The sequence below is a fragment of the Vogesella amnigena genome (genome assembly GCF_042648905.1).
Taxonomy (GTDB): domain Bacteria; phylum Pseudomonadota; class Gammaproteobacteria; order Burkholderiales; family Chromobacteriaceae; genus Vogesella; species Vogesella amnigena.
Window position 1 is genome coordinate 100167 of record NZ_JBHRYH010000005.1, and the last position, 16770, is coordinate 116936.

Genomic DNA, 16770 nt, shown 5'->3' on the forward strand with positions numbered 1-16770 from the left:
TACCGTGCTGCCACTAGCGGGCGGCACACAGCGCCAGCAGCCGGCTGGCAATGCTCTGCAGCGGCAGCACCTCGTGCACGCCGCCGCTGGCGATCGCTTCCTTGGGCATGCCGAACACCACGCAGCTGGCTTCGTCCTGGGCAATATTGATGGCGCCAGCTTCGCGCAGCTCCAGCATGCCGGCAGCACCATCACGCCCCATGCCGGTGAGGATCACGCCGATACAGTGTTTGCCGGCCACGTTGGCCGCGGAGCGGAACAGCACGTCCACCGATGGCTTGTGCCGATTTACCGGCGGCCCCTGGTGCAGGCTGGCGGCATAGGCGATGCCATTGGTGGATTTGACCAGCAGGTGCGAATGTCCGGGGGCGATGTACACCGTTCCAGGTTGCAGACGCTCGCCGTCTTCGGCTTCCTTCACCCGCAGACGACACAGCGCGTCGAGCCGGCTGGCAAACGACTTGGTGAACATTTCCGGCATGTGCTGCGTCACCACGATGGGCGGCATCTCGGCAGGCAAGGCACTGAGCAGCACGCGCAGCGCCTCGGTTCCGCCGGTGGAGGAACCGATGGCGATCAGCGGCAGTTTGCCCAGCGCCGTGCGCACCGGCTGGCGATGCAGGATGACATCGGCGCTATGGCTGGGCGCCACGGTCAAGGGTTGGGCATCTTGTTTTCTGTTGGCACTGGCCATGTTTTCCCCATTTGCGACAAGCAGTAACTAGCGCAGCGACTGCTGCCAGTGGCGGCACCAGGCATCGCAGGCTTCCTCCACCAGATCGAGCACGGTTTCGAAGCCCTGCGGGCCGCCATAGTACGGGTCCGGCACCTCGGCACCTGGCTCCAGTATCGACAATAGCAGCAGCGGCTCCACTCCTCGACCAGCGCGCAGCGGTGCCAGATTGGCCAGATTGTCCTGATCGGCGACCAGCACGAAGTCGAAATCCGAGAAATCCCTCGCCGTTACCTGGCGCGCACGCTGTGCCGACAGGTCGTAACCGCGACGTGCCGCGGCGGCCTGGGTGCGCGGATCGGGTGCGCGGCCGATGTGGTAATCATGGGTACCGGCGGAATCCACCTCGACCCGGTCCTGCAGGCCGTATGCGGCCAACCTGGCGCGCAGCACGCCCTCCATGGTGGGTGAGCGGCAGATATTGCCCATGCACACCATCAATACCCGCAGCTTGTCTTGCATGCTCTTCCCTTCTGCCGACTTAGAGTCGGTTCTCGATCTGCTGCGCGCCGGTGATACAGCGTTAAGTTCGACTCAGGTATGCGCATTTACTCTATGTAAACTCCGCTTCCTCAGCCGTTTTCGCCTTGTCTCACCCTAGCTCGCGAGATCGTGAACACGCTCTTACATATCATTGAGCCAGGCTTTTTCTTTCAGCGTCTTCAGTTCGTCGCGCAGCTTGGCCGCCTGTTCGAATTCCAGATTGCGCGCCGCTTCCAGCATGGCTTTTTCCAGCCGCTTGATTTCCTTGGCCAGCGTTTTCTCGTCCATCATCGCCACGCGCGCGGTGTCGGCCAACTGCTGCCGCTGCTGCGACTTGTCATGGTAGACGCCGTCGATGATGTCCTTGATCTTCTTGTTCACGCCCTGCGGCACGATGCCGTGCTCGGCGTTGAACGCCAGCTGCTTGGCGCGGCGGCGCTCGGTTTCGTCGATGGCGCGCTGCATGGAATTGGTGATGCGGTCGGCGTACAGCAATGCCTTGCCGTTAAGGTTGCGCGCGGCGCGGCCTATGGTCTGGATCAGGCTGCGCTCGCTGCGCAGGAAGCCTTCCTTGTCGGCGTCCAGGATCGCCACCAGACTCACCTCCGGAATGTCCAGGCCCTCGCGCAGCAAGTTGATGCCGATCAGCACGTCGAACATGCCCAGGCGCAGGTCGCGGATGATCTCCACCCGCTCCACGGTATCGATATCGGAGTGCAGGTAGCGCACCTTCACGTTGTGCTCGGTGTAGTAGTCGGCCAGCTGCTCCGCCATGCGCTTGGTCAGCGTGGTCACCAGCACACGCTCGCCCAGATCGATGCGCAGCCGGATTTCAGACAACAAGTCGTCTACCTGGGTGGCTACCGGGCGTATCTCGATCACCGGGTCGACCAGACCGGTTGGCCGCACGACCTGCTCCACCACCTGGCCGGCATGCGTACCTTCATAATCGGACGGCGTAGCCGAAACGAATACGGTCTGCGGCATCAGTTTTTCGAACTCATGGAACTTCAGCGGCCGGTTGTCCACCGCCGACGGCAGGCGGAAGCCATACTCCACCAGGTTCTGCTTGCGCGCCGCATCACCCTTGTACATCGCTCCCACCTGCGGCACGGTGACGTGGCTTTCGTCGATGAACATCAGGGCATTCTTGGGCAGGTAGTCGATCAGCGTCGGCGGCGCCTCGCCCGGCGCGCGGCCGGAAAAGTGCCGCGAGTAGTTCTCGATGCCCTTACAGAAGCCCATTTCATACAGCATTTCCAGGTCGAAGCGGGTGCGCTGCTCGATGCGCTGTGCCTCCACCAGCTTGCCTTCCTTGTTGTACCACTCGATACGCTGCCGCAGCTCTTCCTTGATCTTTTCGCAGGCGCGCAGCACGGTGTCGCGCGGTGTCACATAGTGGCTGCCCGGATATACGGTAAAGCGCCCCACCCGCTGCTTGGTGACACCGGTCAGCGGGTCGAACAGGGTCAGTGTTTCCACTTCGTCGTCGAACAGGCTGACACGCAGCGCGGTGTCGTTGCTTTCCGCCGGGAAGATGTCGATCACGTCGCCGCGCACACGGAAGGTGCCGCGGGCGAAATCCATATCATTGCGATCGTACTGCATGGCGGTGAGACGGCTGATGATCTCGCGCTGCGGCGTGCTCTCGCCTTCCTTCAGGTGCAGGATCATCTGGTGGTATTCGGTGGGATCACCGATACCGTAAATAGCGGATACGGTGGCCACGATCACGCAGTCGGGCCGCTCCAGGATGCTCTTGGTGGCCGACAGCCGCATCTGCTCGATATGCTCGTTGATGCTGGAATCTTTCTCGATGAACAGATCCCGGCTCGGCACATAGGCTTCCGGCTGGTAGTAGTCATAGTAGGAGACGAAATACTCGACCGCATTTTCGGGAAAGAACTCGCGCATCTCGCTGTACAGCTGTGCGGCCAAGGTCTTGTTGTGCGCCATGATGATGGCCGGCCGGCCAGTCTGCGCGATGACGTTGGCCATGGTATAGGTCTTGCCGGAACCGGTGACGCCCAGCAGGGTCTGGTAACTCAGACCATCCGACAGGCCTTCGACCAGGCTGGCAATCGCCGTTGGCTGGTCGCCAGCGGGCGGAAAAGGCTGATGCAGCCGGAAAGGGCTGCCGGGATAGGTCACAAGCATAGTGTCTCACTCGTATGTCACGCGGATTGTAGCCGAAAACCGCGCCAGTCATGGCTGACGGGGCAATTTCTCCCGCACAACCGCTTTATTTCAATTTAAAATTGGAATATCGAATCGCAATAAACTCGCATCGGAGCCAAAATCATGATGCTAAGAACTCTGGCCATGCTGGTTTGCCTGGCCGGCGCCCCATTGATGGCCGGCGCAGCCCAGAAAGTCAACTTTGCCACCGTGGAAGCCGGCCCACAGCTAAGCTCGCACGCCGTTGCCGTGGTGGATGCCGAAACCGGGCAGCTGATTTACGAAAAGAACGCCAACCAGATACAGCCGTTTGCCTCCATCACCAAGCTGATGACCGCCATGGTGGCACTGGACGCCAATCTGCCGCTGGATGCCGAAATCACCATTACCGATGATGAAATCGATCGTCTGAAGAACACCAGCTCGCGGCTGGCAGTTGGCTCCACGCTGACCCGCCGCGAAATGCTGCTGCTGGCGTTGATGTCGTCGGAGAACCGTGCCGCTGCCTCGCTGGCGCGTACCTATCCCGGCGGCAAGGCGGCCTTCGTGGCGCAGATGAACCGCAAGGCACGCTCGCTGGGCATGCGCAACACCATTTTCCATGACGCCACCGGGCTGGACATGCGCAATACCGGCACCGCCATGGACCTGGTGCGCATGGTGAAGGCGGCCTCCACCTACCCGCTGATCCGCCAGTTCACCACCACGGCCGAATACTACGCACACCCCACCGCCACCCGGGTGCTGCATTACAAGAACAGCAACTCGCTGGTGCGTGAAGGCGCCTGGGATATCGGCCTGTCCAAGACCGGCTATATCGAGGAAGCCGGCCGCTGTCTGGTGATGCAGGCCGCAGTGGGCAGCCAGCGCATGATCATGGTGCTGCTGGCCGCCAACGGCTCGGCCGCGCGGGTGAACGATGCCAAGTCGATCAAGACCTGGCTGGAGTCGCACCCCAATACCTGGCTGTCGGGCTGAGCTTCCCCACTCGCCAGTAGAAACGCCCTTGCATCTATTGCAAGGGCGTTTTGTTTGGCCGCCAGCGTACAGTTACAAGCTGGATTCAAACCTGCTTGAAGGCAATCAGGTGATCCAGCTCCAGTCGGATGCCAATGGCTTCGCCAATGGCGTGATCGTGATGGCTGGGAACCTGTGCCAGCACGCTGTGACCGGAGGCCAGCTGCAGGGTATAGACAAACTCGGCACCACGGAACACCTTGGCCAGCACCTTGGCCTTTACCTTGCTGGCATCGTCGTGCACCACGTCGTCCGGCCGCAGCAGCACGTCAACGGCATCCCCCACCACAAACTGGCGCGGCACCGCGCTGCAGTATTCGCCCAGCTCCAGGCTGACACAGCGCGGGCCGGTGACCTTACCAGGCACGAAGGCGCCCTGGCCGATAAAATCCGCCACGTAGCGTGTTGCCGGCTCGTGATACAGCTGATACGGCGCCGCCCATTGCTGTAGCCGCCCCTCTGCCATGACGCCTACCTTGTCCGCCATGGCAAAGGCCTCGTGCTGGTCGTGCGTCACCAGGATGGCGGTGGTGCCCTGTGACTTGAGAATGTCGCGCACCTCGCGCGACAGGCGCTCGCGCAAATCCACATCCAGGTTGGAGAACGGCTCGTCCAGCAGCAGCAGGCGCGGCTGCGGTGCCAGCGCGCGTGCCAGCGCCACCCGCTGCTGCTGCCCGCCGGACAGCTCGTGCGGATAGGCCTTGCCATATGCGGCCAGCCCCACCACTTCCAGCATGGCGGCCACCCGCGACTCGCGCTGCGTCCTGGGCATCCGCCCGAGGCCAAAGCCGATGTTCTCCGCTACCGACAGGTGCGGGAACAGCGCGTAGTCCTGGAACACCATGCCGATTTCGCGCAGGTGCGCCGGCACGTTGGCCGCAGCGCTGGCAATGCAGCGCCCGGCCAGGCGAATCTCGCCGCCCTGCAGCGGCTCGAAACCGGCGATGCAGCGCAGCACCGTGGTCTTGCCACAACCGGAGCTACCCAGCAGGCAGGCTATCTCTCCGGCCTGCAAGGCAAACGACATGTCATCAATGATGTTACGGTCGCCGTACGACTGCGACACCGACTGCAATTCGAGCAAACTCATCAGGCTACATCCCGTTGACGCGACAGCAGAATCACCGGCAGCAAACCGGCCAGCACAATGGCGATGGCGGGCAGTGCTGCCTGGTCCCACATGCCCTCGCTGGTCATGTTGTATACCCGTACCGATAGCGTGTCCCAGCCGAAGGGGCGGGTCATCAGGGTGATGGGCATTTCCTTCATCACATCGACAAACACCATCAGCACGCCAGAAAACAGCCCACCGGACAGCAGCGGCAGGTACACACGCCGCAGCAGCGCCCAGCCGGAAACACCAAGATTGCGCGCGGCTTCATCGTGGCTGCGGGTGATGCGGTTCATCGCGGTTTCCACCGAGGAATACGCCACCGCCAGGAAGCGCGCCACGAAGGCCACCAGCATGGCCAGCAAGGTACCCTTGAACACCGCGGTCACCTCGCCCCCCCAGCCCATCAGCGCAATGATCTGGTTATCCAGCCAGGCCACCGGTACGAATACCCCCACCGCCAGCACCGTGCCGGGAATGGCATAACCCAGGGTGGCCACCCGTGCGGCCAACTTGAACGCCCGGCCACCCTCGCGCCGCACCACATAGCACAGCAGCAGGGCAAGAAACGTCACCAGCACCGCCGCCAGCAGCGACAGCAGCACCGAGCGCCAGGCATAGCCGAGGAAGTCGGCACTGAACTGGTTGGCAAAATCCCGCGACGCCCAGTAGCCCAGCTGCAGCAGCGGCAGCACGAACGCCAGCAGCAGCACGGCACTGGCTACGGCAGCCGCCGCCCAGCCTTGCCAGCCACCCAGCACGATGCGTGGCGCTGGTGCGCCGCGACCAGCCTGCGAATAGGCGCGACGGCCACGGCTGCGCTGTTCCAGCACCAGCATGGCAAACACCATGATCACCAGCAGCGAGGCCAGCTGCTTGGCGGTATCCAGCGAGAACAGCGCGAACCAGGCCTTGTAGACCGCGGTAGTGAAAGTGTCGTAGTTGAATACCGCCACGGTGCCGAAATCGGCCAGGCTTTCCATTACCACCAGCAGCAGGCCGCCCATGATCCACGGGCGCGCCATTGGCAGCGCAATGCGCCAGAAGCCTTCGCGCCGCGACAAGCCCAGGCTCTGGCCGACCTCCAGCGCCCGCCGCCCCATGGTGGCGAAGGCATTGCGCGACAGCAGGTAGACATAGGGATAGAACGACAGCGACATCACCAGGATCAGCCCCCAGGTGCTACGCACCTGCGGGAACCAGCGCATATTATCGAAATGCGGTCGCAGCAGGCTCTGCACCGGGCCGGAGAACTCCAGGATGCCCACCTGGGCAAAGGCCAGCACATAGGCCGGCATCGCCAGCGGCAACATCAGCGCCCAGTTGAACAGCCGCCGCCCCGGAAACTCATACACCGCCACCAGCCAGGCCAGCGATACCCCGATCAGTAGCACGCCTGCCGACACCCCCAGCAGCATCACCGCGGTATTGGCCAGCAGCTCGGGCAGCGCGAACGACAGCAGGTGCTGCCAGATCGCCTCGTCCGGCGTGAACGCCGACAGCATCACCACCCCCAGCGGCACGATGGTGAACAGACTGATGGCCAGCGCCAGCAGGCGGTGCGACCAGGCAGAAAGATGTCGGTTCATGACAGGGGTGCTTGGGAAGGAAAGCTGCCGATTATCCGGCGCCGGCAGGATTTTCTCAAACGACATTGCAGTACTCTTGCTGGCCGGCAGCGGTCGGCGAACGATAGCCGGCAGAAAACAACGAGCGTGCCGAGGCGGCCTCGGACGGCGGAAACATGCGCGGATTACACACTAGCGGCAGCGACAGGCTGCCAGCTTACAAAACAAAGTCCTTTCGCACCGCGAAAGGACTTTTTCAACAACATTCAGGGCGCCGAAGCGCCCCGGCATGGTTGGCAGCTACGCTTACTTGTAGCCGACGCGGTCCATCAGCATCACTGCCTGTGCCTGCTTGGAGCCGGCTTCAGACACGTTGATCAGATCCTGCTTGGGCTTGCCCCACGACGCCACCACCGGATTCGACGCCACTTTCGGGTTGGCTGGGAATTCCATGTCGATGTCGGCGTACAGCTTCTGCGCCTTCTCGGTGGACAGCCATTCCAGCAGCTTCACCGCACCCTTGGCATTCTTGGCGTACTTGGTGACACCAGCGCCGGATACGTTCACATGCACGCCATCCAGCTTCTGGTTGGCCCAGAACAGGCCTACCGGCAGATTCGGCTGGGTCTTCAGCAGACGGCCGTAGTAGTAGGTGTTGGCAATGCCGACATCACACTGGCCGGCGCCGATGGCTTCCAGCATCTTGGTGTCATCCGGGAATACCGGCGCTGCCAGGTTGTCCACCCAGCCACGCACGATCTTCTCGGTCTTCACCGGGCCGTAGCTGCCGATCATGGTGCCGACCAGCGACTGGTTGTACACCTTCTTGGAGGTACGCAGGCACAGCTTGCCCTTCCACTTCGGGCTGGCCAGATCTTCGTAGCTGGACAGCTGTTCCGGCTTCACGGTCTGCTTGTTGTAGAAAATGGTGCGGGCGCGAACCGACAGGCCGAACCAGTTGTTACCCGGGTCGCGCAGATGCGCCGGGATGTTGGCCGCCAGCGCAGCGGATTTCACTGGCTGGAACAGGCCCATATTGTTGGCCTGCCACAGATTGCCGGCATCCACGGTCATGAACACATCGGCCGGGGTGTTGCTGCCTTCGGCTTTCAGGCGCTCCATCAGCGGGCCTTCGCTGCCGCTGACCACGTTTACCTTGATGCCGGTTTCCTGCTCGAAAACCGCCACGATGGGCTTGATCAGCTGCTCGGCGCGAGCGGTGTAGAGAGTGATTTCCTCAGCTGCCGCCACATTGCTCAGCGCAGCCAGTACCGCCAGCGATACGATCTTCTTGCTCACGACCAATCCTTTTCTACATGTGGAAACAATTTAATGCAGAAAATTCTAATACCAATAAGAATTAATATCAATACGAAACATTAATTAGGCCGAACGGGGAAGCGCACCCAATCGCCCGCTTCCACTTTCAGGCTGCTGTTGCGCATGCGGCCAACCGCCAGCCGCGGCTGTACCTGCACGATTTCCAGGTCGCCGATCACCTGCTCCGGCACTCCCAGCACCTGGCCATCCATGCGCCGTACCTCGCTGGCCGGGCGCGGCTTGTACAGCAGCAGGCGATCGCGCAGCGCCAGGCCATCCAGTGCGCCGGCCTCCAGGTACACCTTGTCGCCTTCCACCCGTGCCACCCGGCTGCTGAACGGCAGGCACTGCATGGTGTCCCGCACCTTGGCCGCAATCTCGCCCATTGTCTGTTCGATCAGCCGGCCATAGTCGGAGCTGGCCAGCGTCCCGGTGTCGAACAGGTGCATCGACGCCATGCTGACATTGCCGCGGGCCTCGCGCGTCAGTTGCTCGCGCAGCAGCACACCGCCGCTGAGCGCGTCATACAGCCAGTACTCCACTACCAGCCGGCGCTGCACCGGCACCGGCTGAATGGACAAGCCCAGCAGCCCGGACAATGGCCCGGTGTAGTACACGCCCTGATCGGTATCGTTGCGCTGGTCAAAGGCAATCGGCCGGGGCTCCTTGCGGGTAACGGCGGTATCGACGATGCGGCCAGCCAGCACGAACTGCACGCTTTCGCGGCGGCCGATATCACGCACGGTTTCCACTGCCTGCCATGGTTCCTGTACCTGCCCCTGCGGGAACAGGCTCATCTGGCTGGCATCCAGCGCCTGCACATCGCGCTGCTGGTTCAGCTTACTGGCCAGCTGCGACGGAAACCAGCTGGCAATGCCGCCAAGATCGCTGGCCTGCGCCGGTTGCTGCACGCTGAAATAAGTACTGACGATACGTCGCGCCAGAAAGCGCCCCGGCGGCAACGCCGAGCGCTGGCAGGAGGCGCCGCCGCCAGTCGCTCCCGCCTGCTGGGCCGCCGGAAGCGGCGGGTCGGTATCGTGCTCCACCGACACAATCAGCATGCCGGCACGCTGGGTTTCACTGAGCACCCTGGTCTTGCCCGGCAGGCTTACCGGGCCAAGCATCAGGCTTTCCGCCACCACCGCGCCATCCGCGGCCTGGCTGCTGCCCTGCAAACCACCCTGATGGGTAATGGCAATCTGCCGCAGTGCGTCCTCGATGGCGGCCTGGCGCGCGGCGACGCGGCCAACCTCCAGCGAGGCCATGCCTTCGGCCCGATAGATTTCCGCCAGCGCCGGCAGCGGCGCCAGAAAGACAAACGCCGCCCCGAAGGCGGCGCGCAACAGAGTGGATGTCAACATGGTTGCTCAGTGCGAAACGTAGAAGTCCCCGCCGTACACGCAGCCGCTATCAGTGCAGCCCAGCTTGCTGCCATCGTTGGCAGGCAGCACACGGGCAGCGGTAGCCACGTTGCCGGTGGTCGCCAGAGCCGTACGGTAAGCCTTGAAGAAGCCCTCGTCCAGCACCACTTCGGCAATGCTCTCGCTGCTGCCATCCGGCTTGAACTCGGTGGAAAGCAGGCGCACGCCGCGCAGGTAGGCATCTACATACACGCGGAAGCTGTCGTTGGTGGTAACCAGGTTGCCTACCGAGCTGTTACCGGACAACTTGAAACCCTGCACCTGTTCCGCCATGGCGCGGTAGGCATCCAGCTGCGCGGCACGCATCGCCAGCAGGCGGCGCTGCACCAGTGACAGGTCCTTGCCCAGCGGCGGCGCGCCGCGGCCAACCACGCGGATGCGCAGCGCATTGTACTGCTCCGGCTTGGGCGCGGCCGGCTCGGCCAGCGGGCCAACATAGCCACCGCCCATCATCACCCCGCCCGGCGTCATCATCGGCTGACGGGCAATGCCCAGTTGCTCGCTGCTGCCGGCCACGCCGGGTGCCGGCTCCAGCTGCGTGCCGGGCGCGGTGCCGGGCGCCGCGGCCACCACCATCCATTGCTGGCCGGCATCCGCGCCGGGGGTCGAGGCGCAGGCGGTCAGGGCCGTGATGGCCATCAGGCCGGGTAACAGTCGGGTGAGTTTCATCGCATGCTCCGCTTGCTATTCATATGCTTGTATCGCGTGTCTGCTTTATCGGCAGCGATTCACAAAGCTTGAGGCCATTTGCAAGCCCATGCTTGAAAAGCGCAGCCGCTGCCGGCAAACGGCGGCCATGCTACACTGCCGCCGGTAATTGCTTCCATGGATTTGCGCATGAAAAAACTGCTGCTTCCGCTGCTGATGCTGCTGCCGCTGGCAGCCCAGGCGGCCCCCAAGGTCGAACTGAGCACCAACAAGGGCCAGATCATCATCGAACTGGACCCGGTCAAGGCGCCCAAGACGGTGGAAAACTTCGTGGCCTACGTCAAGGCCGGCCACTACAGCAACACCCTGTTCCATCGCATCATCGATGGCTTCATGATCCAGGGTGGCGGCTTCGTCGTGAAAGACGGCGAGCTGCAGCAAAAACCCACCCGCGCCCCGGTGGCGATCGAAGCCGACAACGGCCTGAAGAACGTGATCGGCAGCATTGCCATGGCGCGCACGCCCAACCCCAATTCCGCCACGTCGCAGTTCTTCATCAACCTGGTGAACAACGACTTCCTCGACTTCCGCAGCAAGACGCCGGAAGGCTGGGGCTACACCGTATTCGGCAAGGTGACTGCCGGCATGGATGTGGTGAACCGCATCTCCAAGGTGCGCACCGGCTATATCGGCGGCATGCAGGATGTGCCGCTGGAGCCGGTAGTGATCACCAAGGCCATCTATAAACCCTGAGCACACGCAAGGATTACCCCATGATCAAGCTGACCACCAACCACGGTGACATCGTTCTGGAAATGTTCGCCGACAAGGCCCCGAAAACCGTGGCCAACTTCGAGCAATACGTGCTGGACGGCCACTACGACGGCACCATCTTCCACCGCGTGATCAACGGTTTCATGATCCAGGGCGGCGGCTTTACCGCCGACATGGAGCAGAAGGACACCCGCGACCAGATCAAGAACGAAGCCAACAACGGTGTGTCCAACAAGGCCTACACCATTGCCATGGCCCGCACCCCGGACCCGCACTCCGCCAGCGCCCAGTTCTTCATCAACGTGGCCGACAACGACTTCCTGGACTTCCGCACCGAGAGCATGCAGGGCTGGGGCTACTGCGTATTCGGCCAGGTAGTGCAAGGCCAGGACGTGGTTGACCGTATCAAGACCGTGGCTACCGGCCGCGCCGGCGGCCACCAGGATGTGCCGCTGGAGCCGGTGGTGATCGAGAAGGCCGAGATCATCCAGGGCTAAGCCTGGGCACGATCTGTAACACGTCACCAGCCGAACCCGGGCCGCCTTGCGCGGCCCTTTTTGAATCCGAAGCGATCATGGCCATTCATTTCATTTCCGACCTGCACCTGCAAGACGAAGCCAGCTGGCTGGGCGAGCTGTTCAGCCGCACCCTGGCCGACTGGCGCGGCAAGATCGATGCGCTGTATATCCTGGGCGACCTGTTCGAGTACTGGGTAGGCGACGACGACGACAGCCCGTTCCACGCTGCCATGTTGGCCGCAATGCGTGATTTCAGCGCCGTCACGCCGCTGTATGTGATGCGCGGCAACCGCGACTTTCTGCTGGGCGCGGGTTTCGCCGCCGCCAGCGGCGCCACCCTGCTGGACGAGCCGCAGCTGCTGCAGCGGCATGGCCGCGATTACCTGCTGGTACATGGCGATGGCGAATGCACCGACGATGCCGCCTATCAGCAGTTTCGTGCCATGGTGCGCCAGCCGGCCTGGCAGGCGGCGTTCCTGCAAAAGCCGCTGGCCGAACGCCATGCCATTGCCCGCCAGATACGCGGCATGAGCGAACACAAGAAACAGACCCAGGGCATGAGCGAGATCAGCGATGTCAGCCCGGCGGCCATCGAGCAGCTACTGGCTGCCCACCCCGGCGCCACGCTGATTCACGGCCACACCCATCGCCCGGCTCGCCACGAGCACCTGGTCAATGGCGAACTGCGCGAGCGCTGGGTGATTGCCGACTGGCACGACGGCCACGGCGGCTATCTGCGGCTGGACAGTGTGGGCCTGAGCGCCCACCCGCTGACACTGCACCACCACTAAGAAAGTTCCCGTGGCAGGCCGGCTGCCACGGGTGTCGTCTTGTCTTACAGCTAGCGCGCCTTACAGGTAGCGCGCTTCCAGATGCGCGCGGAAATGCGTCGGGTTCAGTGCTTCGCCGGTGGCGCGCTGCACCAGCTCGGCGGTTTCCCAGCGGCTGGCCTGCGACCAGATATTGGCCTGCAGCCAGTCGAATACCGGCGCCAGATCGCCAGCAGCGATACGGGCATCCAGATCCGGCACGCTGCGGCGGATGGTGGCGAAATACTGCGCCGCGTACATGGCACCCAGGGTGTAGCTGGGGAAGTAGCCGAAGCTGCCGTCGGTCCAGTGAATATCCTGCAGGCAACCGTCACGGTAGTTGTCGCGCGTGTCGATACCCAGGTAGGCCTGCATCTTTTCCGCCCACAGCGCCGGAATGTCCTCGGCCTCGATGTCGCCCTCGATCAGCGCACGCTCGATCTCGAAGCGCAGGATCACGTGTGCCGGGTAGGTCAGCTCGTCGGCATCCACGCGGATGAAGCCGGGGCGCACGCGGGTGTACATGCGCGACAGGTTGGCCGCATCGAAAGCCGGCTGCTGCCCCAGATGTTTTGTTACCAGCGGCGCGATCAACTGCAGGAAGGCCGGGCTGCGGCCCAGCTGCATCTCGAACGACAGGCTCTGGCTTTCGTGGATGCCCATCGAACGCGCCTGCCCCACCGGCAGGTGCACCAGCTCGCGCGGCAGGCACTGCTCGTAACGGGCATGACCGGTTTCGTGCACGATGCCCATCATGCTTTGCATGAAGTCGTCCTCGCGGTAGCGGGTGGTGATGCGCACGTCTTCGGCCACGCCGCCGCAGAACGGGTGCACCGACACATCCAGCCGGCCGGCGTCGAAATCAAAGCCCAGCAGGCCCATGATCTCCACCCCCAGCGCGCGCTGGCTGTCCACTGCGAACGGCCCTTGTGCCGCGATCAGCGTCTCGCCGGCCTGCTTGTCCATGGCTTGCTGGATCAAGCCCGGCAGCCAGGTTTTCACGTCACCGAAGATGCGCTCCACCTCGGCGCTGCTCATGCCCGGCTCGTATTTGTCCATCAGCGCGTCGTAACGCCCCTTGCCGCTGGCATCGGCCAGCAGCTGCGCCTCTTCGCGCGACAGGCGCAGCACTTCACGGAAATTGGCGAGGAAGCCCTGCCAGTCGTTGGCCTTGCGCTGTTCGCGCCAGGCGTGTTCGCAGCGGCTGCCGGCCAGTGCCTTGGCTTCCACCAGCGAGGCCGGCAGCAGGTTGGCATGCTGCCAGCTGCGGCGCATCTCACGCAGCGAGGCGCGCTGGGTAGCGTCCAGGTCTTCCTGCTCGGCGGCAGCCAGCCAGGTCTTGAGCTGCGGGTCGGTGAGCGTGCCGTGCATCAGCACCGACAGCTCGGCCATGGCGGCGCCACGGGCATCGTTGCCCTTGGGGGGCATCATCGCCGCCTGGTCCCAGCCGGCAATGGCAGCCAGGTGCTGGTAGCGGTACAGGCGGGTAAAGGTGGTTTCCAGTTGCAGGTAGGCGGCAGTGCGCATGCGGGTCTCCGGGGGGATCAGGGTTGGCCGCATGATGCCATTGGCAAGACCGATACTCAATTGGCCGGCGGAACAGCTGGCTTCAGGGCACAGCCGCTTGTGCCTGGGCGCCATGACTTCCTGGCGCCGCAGGCGAGATCACACCCGCGCGCTCAGGCGGACTGCACGCCGAACTGGCCGCGGATATCGGCATCCGGAAACGACAGCCAGTAGTAGAAGAATTCGCGGGCAATGCTGAGGAAGCTTTCCTTCGCCTCGCTGTCTGCCAGGTGCAGCAGCATGGCATCCACCGCCATGCGGTAGCTATCCGGGTGATGCGCCTGGTCGTGCAGCAGGAACAGCAGCGGCTTGAGCAGTGCACCGCGCTCGCCCAGCACCACCTCGTCGGAACCCAGTTCGTACAGCTGCCCCAGGTACAGCTCCAGCGAAGGGGGAAACTGCTGGTAGCCGGCCTGCTGCATGCTCTGCTGCAGGTCATCGAAGGAGGACAACACCGGCAGGCGTACATGCCGGGTGGTAAAGCCGGAACGGGCGTTCATCTCGGTGACTTTCTTCACGTCACCGATCCAGAAATAGTAGTACTCGCGCGCGGCAGTCATGGCGCCAGGGCGGTCTTCCGGCAGGCACAGCGACAGCAGCGCATCCACCGCCGAGCGATAGATGGTGGTGGTGCGTGGCTGACCACGCATGATCAGGTTCAGCCTCGACAACACGCGCCGGCGCAGAGCCAGCACCTCGCTGTCCGCCCCCTTGCTTTCCAGCAGTCGCAGGTAGGCATCCAGTGCCTCCTGGCCATCGCCAGAGTCCTGCTTTTTATCGCTCTTATGCGCACTACTCATGCGAGACTGTCTCCACAATGCGCGCAGAGGGTCCTGCGCGGGCCCCAGCATAGCGCCTCATTCTTTATCAGACAATTCCGAAAGAGTACCAAGCGCGAAATCAACGGTACCGTGGCAGCAGACTCAGGCGCAGATCGCAGCCAACCTGACGTACATCAACAATATCCAGCGGCAGCTTGTCATCCAGCGACTGCAGCGCCGGCCAGGCAAACAGGCCGCGTGCGGCATCGCCGACCAGATACGGCGCCAGATACAGCACCGCCTCGTCCACCAGCCCGGCCTGCAGCAGCGCGCCATTCAGCCCGGCGCCGGCTTCCACCATCAGTTCATTGATGCCGGCCCCCGCCAGTGCGGCGAACAGTGCCGGCAGATCGACATGGCCATTGCTGCCCGGCAGCACCAGCAGTTGCACGCCACGGGCGCGGAACGGCGCCAGCCGTGCCTCGTCGCTGACGCAGGTGGCCAGCCAGGTAGCGGCCTGCGTGGTGTCATAGATGCGCGCCTGCGGCGATGTGGCCAGACCACCATCCACCACCACCCGCGCCGGCTGGCGCAGGCAGGGCGCGTCGCGCACCGTCAGCTGCGGATCATCCGCCAGCACGGTGCCGCTGCCGGTGAGCACGGCACAGTTGGCCGCACGCAGCGCATGTACATCGCGGCGCGCATCGGCAGAGGTGATCCACTTGCTGACGCCGTTGAGCAGCGCGGTCTTGCCGTCCAGCGTGGCGGCAGCCTTCAGCGTCACCCACGGCCGCTGCCGCGTCACCCGCGACAGGAAGCCGCGATGCACGCGTCGTGCCTCGGCCTCCAGCAGCCCTGCCTCGGCCGGAATACCGGCCGCCTGCAGCATGGCAATGCCGCGACCTGCCACCTCGTGATACGGGTCCACCATGGCAGCGACAACGCGGCCGATGTTTTCAGCGATCAGCCGCTCGGCACATGGCGGCGTGCGGCCGTGGTGGCTGCACGGTTCCAGCGTCACATAGGCGGTGGCACCGGCCGGGCTCAGGCCGCGCGCATGGCAATCCTTGATCGCCTGGATCTCGGCATGGTCGCCGCCTACCTGCAAGGTGGCGCCCTCGCCAATCACCACGCCGTCGCGTACCAGTACACAGCCCACGCCGGGGTTTGGCGCAGCACGGCGAGTGGCGGCAGCAGCCAGGCGCAACGCCTGCTGCATGTAGCGGTGATCATCGGCGGAGAAGCTCATGGCTGTGCGGCCCACTCGCCCTGCAGCAGGCTATAGATGCGGGCATCCCAGAAGCGGTCGCGAATATGCAGGTAGCCGCGCAGCACGCCTTCCTGATGGAAGCCCATGCGCTCTGCTACCGCACAGCTGCGCAGGTTGGCCGCAGCGGTGATGATTTCCAGCCGGTGCAGGCCCAATTGCTGGAAAGCGATAGCCAGCAACTGCTGCAGTGCCTGCGGCAGGATGCCATGGCCGACGAAAGCATCGCCCAGCCAGTAGCCCAGACTGGCGCGCTTGTCCTGATGGCTGATGTCGTGCAGATCGCACATGCCCGCCGGGACATCATCAATCAGGATCAGCCAGGTACGCGCGCTACCCACGCTACTTTCGCAGGCGCGCAACTGCAGGAAATCGCGCACGTCTTGCTCGCTGCGGGCATTTTCCACCCACGGCAACCACTGCCCCAGCGCATCGCGGCTAGTGTTGACCAGATGGTAAAGCTGGCCAGCGTGGCGTTCTTCGGCATCGCACAACGTGATGCGGGATGTGGTCATGACAGGCCCCATGGCAGATCGGAGAGTGTTTACAAAGCCCGAGAACAGGAAGGCTGCCGACACCATGACTCCACTGGATCG

At 63.5% G+C, this 16770-nt stretch carries 16 protein-coding genes; 4 read left to right on the top strand and 12 right to left on the bottom strand.

The genetic code is table 11. From position 1 onward, the window contains the following. Positions 1-13: 13 nt before the first annotated feature. The 3 genes from ACFOKJ_RS02250 to uvrB form a co-directional block, all read right to left on the bottom strand. On the bottom strand, positions 14-694 hold the full coding sequence (locus ACFOKJ_RS02250) for a chemotaxis protein CheB (protein WP_390276368.1): 681 nt from the start codon (positions 692-694) through the stop codon (positions 14-16). A 27-nt stretch (positions 695-721) separates the two neighbouring features. Beyond that, on the bottom strand, positions 722-1195 hold the full coding sequence (locus ACFOKJ_RS02255; protein ID WP_390276369.1) for a low molecular weight protein-tyrosine-phosphatase: 474 nt from the start codon (positions 1193-1195) through the stop codon (positions 722-724). 162 nt (positions 1196-1357) lie between these two features. After that, positions 1358-3373, bottom strand: a complete 2016-nt coding sequence (gene uvrB / locus ACFOKJ_RS02260) for an excinuclease ABC subunit UvrB (protein ID WP_390276370.1) — start codon at positions 3371-3373, stop codon at positions 1358-1360. A 144-nt stretch (positions 3374-3517) separates the two neighbouring features. Between uvrB and ACFOKJ_RS02265 the strand changes: the two genes are divergently transcribed. Then, on the top strand, positions 3518-4372 hold the full coding sequence (locus ACFOKJ_RS02265) for a serine hydrolase (RefSeq protein WP_390276371.1): 855 nt from the start codon (positions 3518-3520) through the stop codon (positions 4370-4372). 85 nt (positions 4373-4457) lie between these two features. Here ACFOKJ_RS02265 and ACFOKJ_RS02270 read toward each other — a convergent pair whose 3' ends face one another. The 5 genes from ACFOKJ_RS02270 to ACFOKJ_RS02290 all read right to left on the bottom strand — a co-directional run bounded on the left by ACFOKJ_RS02270 (position 4458) and on the right by ACFOKJ_RS02290 (position 10500). Continuing rightward, entirely contained in the window at positions 4458-5501 is a 1044-nt protein-coding gene (locus ACFOKJ_RS02270) for an ABC transporter ATP-binding protein (protein ID WP_390276372.1), read from the bottom strand. Next, positions 5501-7111, bottom strand: a complete 1611-nt coding sequence (locus ACFOKJ_RS02275; RefSeq protein ID WP_390276373.1) for an ABC transporter permease — start codon at positions 7109-7111, stop codon at positions 5501-5503. The genes ACFOKJ_RS02270 and ACFOKJ_RS02275 overlap by 1 nt, the downstream gene beginning before the upstream one ends. Before the next feature lie 285 nt (positions 7112-7396). Continuing rightward, positions 7397-8395, bottom strand: a complete 999-nt coding sequence (locus tag ACFOKJ_RS02280; RefSeq protein ID WP_390276374.1) for an extracellular solute-binding protein — start codon at positions 8393-8395, stop codon at positions 7397-7399. A gap of 74 nt (positions 8396-8469) precedes the next feature. Then, on the bottom strand, positions 8470-9771 hold the full coding sequence (locus ACFOKJ_RS02285; protein ID WP_390276375.1) for a flagella assembly protein FlgT middle domain-containing protein: 1302 nt from the start codon (positions 9769-9771) through the stop codon (positions 8470-8472). Between the two features lie 6 nt (positions 9772-9777). Continuing rightward, positions 9778-10500 (bottom strand): LPP20 family lipoprotein, encoded by a 723-nt coding sequence (locus ACFOKJ_RS02290; RefSeq protein ID WP_390276376.1) that lies wholly within the window; start codon positions 10498-10500, stop codon positions 9778-9780. Between the two features lie 168 nt (positions 10501-10668). Here ACFOKJ_RS02290 and ACFOKJ_RS02295 point away from each other — a divergent pair, with 168 nt between their 5' ends. The 3 genes from ACFOKJ_RS02295 to ACFOKJ_RS02305 all read left to right on the top strand — a co-directional run bounded on the left by ACFOKJ_RS02295 (position 10669) and on the right by ACFOKJ_RS02305 (position 12562). Next, on the top strand, positions 10669-11232 hold the full coding sequence (locus tag ACFOKJ_RS02295) for a peptidylprolyl isomerase (protein WP_390276377.1): 564 nt from the start codon (positions 10669-10671) through the stop codon (positions 11230-11232). Between the two features lie 20 nt (positions 11233-11252). Then, a complete protein-coding gene (locus tag ACFOKJ_RS02300) occupies positions 11253-11750 on the top strand; it encodes a peptidylprolyl isomerase (RefSeq protein ID WP_390276378.1) in 498 nt (165 codons plus the stop codon). A 77-nt stretch (positions 11751-11827) separates the two neighbouring features. Beyond that, positions 11828-12562: a UDP-2,3-diacylglucosamine diphosphatase gene (locus tag ACFOKJ_RS02305; RefSeq protein WP_390276379.1), complete on the top strand. Its 735-nt coding sequence runs from the start codon at positions 11828-11830 to the stop codon at positions 12560-12562. 60 nt (positions 12563-12622) lie between these two features. Here the strand turns inward: ACFOKJ_RS02305 and ACFOKJ_RS02310 are convergent, their stop codons facing one another. The 4 genes from ACFOKJ_RS02310 to ACFOKJ_RS02325 all read right to left on the bottom strand — a co-directional run bounded on the left by ACFOKJ_RS02310 (position 12623) and on the right by ACFOKJ_RS02325 (position 16689). Then, on the bottom strand, positions 12623-14107 hold the full coding sequence (locus ACFOKJ_RS02310) for a carboxypeptidase M32 (RefSeq protein WP_390276380.1): 1485 nt from the start codon (positions 14105-14107) through the stop codon (positions 12623-12625). A gap of 152 nt (positions 14108-14259) precedes the next feature. Then, positions 14260-14946 carry a hypothetical protein gene (locus tag ACFOKJ_RS02315; RefSeq protein ID WP_390276381.1) on the bottom strand — a complete coding sequence of 229 codons (687 nt, stop codon included), beginning with the start codon at positions 14944-14946 and terminating at the stop codon, positions 14260-14262. Positions 14947-15046: 100 nt separating this feature from the next. Then, positions 15047-16156 carry a bifunctional diaminohydroxyphosphoribosylaminopyrimidine deaminase/5-amino-6-(5-phosphoribosylamino)uracil reductase RibD gene (gene ribD, locus ACFOKJ_RS02320; protein ID WP_390276382.1) on the bottom strand — a complete coding sequence of 370 codons (1110 nt, stop codon included), beginning with the start codon at positions 16154-16156 and terminating at the stop codon, positions 15047-15049. Beyond that, a complete protein-coding gene (locus ACFOKJ_RS02325) occupies positions 16153-16689 on the bottom strand; it encodes a GNAT family N-acetyltransferase (RefSeq protein WP_390276383.1) in 537 nt (178 codons plus the stop codon). Before ACFOKJ_RS02325 ends, ribD begins: the two co-directional genes overlap by 4 nt. Positions 16690-16770 lie beyond the last annotated feature (81 nt).